This is a genomic window from Capsulimonas sp., from assembly GCF_039929585.1.
Taxonomy (GTDB): domain Bacteria; phylum Armatimonadota; class Armatimonadia; order Armatimonadales; family Capsulimonadaceae; genus Capsulimonas.
On sequence record NZ_JBDSQY010000189.1, the window covers coordinates 1 to 2378 of the forward strand.

Below are 2378 nucleotides of genomic sequence, written 5' to 3' on the forward strand. Positions count from 1 at the left end.
TGGCATTTTCCGGTCCCCCAGAATTGGGGCGGAGGGGCCATCCTAATCCAGTGGGGCGGAGTGGCCGAAACTCAGCATTGATGCATCCGTCCCTAAACCACCACCACCACGCCGCAGTGCGTGCAGAACTTATCCTTCAGTCCTAAATCCCCATGACAGACCCCGCAATGCCAGCGGTCCGCCGGCGCGGTCCCATGCCCGCATTGTGGGCAGAACTCCGCATGACGGGATTTGAGCCACGTCGCGCCGCAGTGGCGGCACTTGGCGCGGGCGGTCCATTTGTAGATGAAGAGAGCGATGGGGTCGACGGGCAGGCCGATGAGGCCGCCGAAGAGTAAGACAAGCGCGCCTTTGTTTGTCCAGTCCAGGCCGGGAGCCAGGAGTTCTTCGTTCGGACGGCTCCAGTCCGAGATTTCAAGGTCGTTGATGTGGAACTGGTCGAGCAGGCGATTGATGGGAAACAGCGCCAGCTGCGCGCCGATCGCCTGGTGCTTCACGCGTCTTGGGACTTCGACTGTCGCCGTATGCACCCAGCCGAGCGTGTAGATCGCCGCGATCAAGCAGAGCAGGGGACTGCGCCGAAGCCCGAGCAGCACCAGAACGCCCGCCGCAAGGCACAGCCCCCCCTGAGCAAACAGTGCGCCGGGCACGCTGAGATCCACCGATTTCAGTATTTTGATCGCCGCCCAGGGGCTGAGCGCGCCCGCGATGACCCCGGCGGCCCCCGCCCAGAGAAGCAGCGCGGAAAGCGCGCGTAGGAGCTTGATCGTGAACGAGGTCATGGCGGGCGTGTCCTTGCTGGATATCGTTAGGTTTCGGCCCCTCCGCCCCATCCTGGGGAACCGGATTGGTTCTCGACATTGGGTTCTACTCCCCAGGATGGGGCGGAGGGGCCGAAGGCTAACGCAATAATTTAAGCTCGCATAGCCGCGCCGCCTATTTCCCCGCCGCGCGGGCGAGGGCTTTGCGGAGGACGCCGCCGGTGGCTTCCAGGAATTGGCGAGCCTCTTCGGCGGTCTTGCCCGTTTCCACCATCAAGATCGCGATCTTCGCCGAGCCGTTCGCGTTGGCGAGGGACTTCTGGGCGTTGTCCAGGCTTTCGCCGGTCACCTGGGCGACGATGCGGGCGGCGCGGGCTTTGAGCTTGGTGTTGGTCGCCATGACGTCGACCATCAAATTCCCGTAGGTTTTCCCGATCTCCATCATCGCGCCGGTGCTGATCATGTTCAGAACCATCTTCTGCGCTGTGCCGCTCTTCATGCGGGTGGAGCCGGCCAGCACTTCCGGGCCGACCACCACGGCGATCCCGATGTCGGCGATCGCCTCCAGTTCGGAATTGGCGTTGTTGGTGATGACGATCGTCGTGGCGCCGCGCTTCTTCGCCTGGCGCAGCGCGCCGACCACGAAGGGGGCGCGGCCTGAAGCGGAGATGCCGACCACCGTGTCATTTTCGCTGGCGTCGATCTCAATGATCGCCGCCGCGCCCAGATCGGGATCGTCCTCGGCCCCTTCCACGGCGTGGAACATCGCCTGCTGACCGCCGGCGATAATCGCCTGCACCCATTCCGGCGGCGTGCCGAAGGTGGGCGGGCATTCGGCGGCGTCGAGCACGCCCAGGCGTCCGCTCGTGCCGGCGCCAATGTAGATCAGACGCCCCCCGCGACGCAGTGAGTGCGCGGCGCTGTGCACCGCCCGCGCGATCCTCGGGATCTGCTCTCCGACCGCCGCCGCAACCTCGGCGTCCTGCCCATTAATCACGCGCAGGCGCGACTCCGTGTCCAAAGAATCGATGTCCGTCAGATCGGGGTTGATCGCCTCCGTCGTCAAATGCTCCAGCGCGTTCGATTCGCGATCGATTTCATGTGTCATGTCCATAACCAGCCTTCCCCGGAATTGTGATATAATAATGGCGAAAATAAAAACATCTTGAGTGATGAGGTAATAAAAACAATATGCCTACGTATGGCTACGAATGTACAGGATGCGCCGATCAGTTCGAGATTATGCAGAGCATCAAGGACGACGCCCTGACGACCTGCGAGAAGTGCGGCGGTAAGCTTCGTAAACGAGTGTACCCGGTCGGCATCTCGTTCAAGGGGTCCGGCTTCTACGTAAATGATTATAAGGGCGCTGCGCCCACGGCCGGCGGCGGCGAAAGCGCAAAATCCAGCGGCTCGTCAGAGCCGGCGAAAAGCGAAAGCTCCAGCACGGACAGCGCACCGAAGAGCGAGCCTGCGAAGACGGAAACAGCCAAGGCGGAGCCGGCGAAGACGACCCCGGCGGCTTAATAATCTATTCTCGCCCCTTCTCTCAGCGTGACCCACCCCGGCGCTTCGCGCCACCCTCCGGGTGACCCACCCCCGGCCTTCGGCCGACCC

Annotated in this window: 3 protein-coding genes; 1 reads left to right on the top strand and 2 read right to left on the bottom strand. The window is 63.1% G+C overall.

All coding sequences use genetic code 11. The features are described 5' to 3' along the window. Nucleotides 1–92 precede the first annotated feature (92 nt). Together ABIZ35_RS13640 and murQ are read right to left on the bottom strand one after the other, a co-directional pair. A complete protein-coding gene (locus ABIZ35_RS13640) occupies nucleotides 93–782 on the bottom strand; it encodes a hypothetical protein (RefSeq protein ID WP_348220461.1) in 690 nt (229 codons plus the stop codon). Nucleotides 783–936: 154 nt separating this feature from the next. Continuing rightward, entirely contained in the window at nucleotides 937–1875 is a 939-nt protein-coding gene (gene murQ, locus ABIZ35_RS13645; RefSeq protein ID WP_348220462.1) for an N-acetylmuramic acid 6-phosphate etherase, read from the bottom strand. A gap of 77 nt (nucleotides 1876–1952) precedes the next feature. On the opposite strand from murQ, the gene ABIZ35_RS13650 reads away from it, so the two are divergent. After that, nucleotides 1953–2288: an FmdB family zinc ribbon protein gene (locus ABIZ35_RS13650; protein WP_348220463.1), complete on the top strand. Its 336-nt coding sequence runs from the start codon at nucleotides 1953–1955 to the stop codon at nucleotides 2286–2288. Nucleotides 2289–2378: the final 90 nt, after the last annotated feature.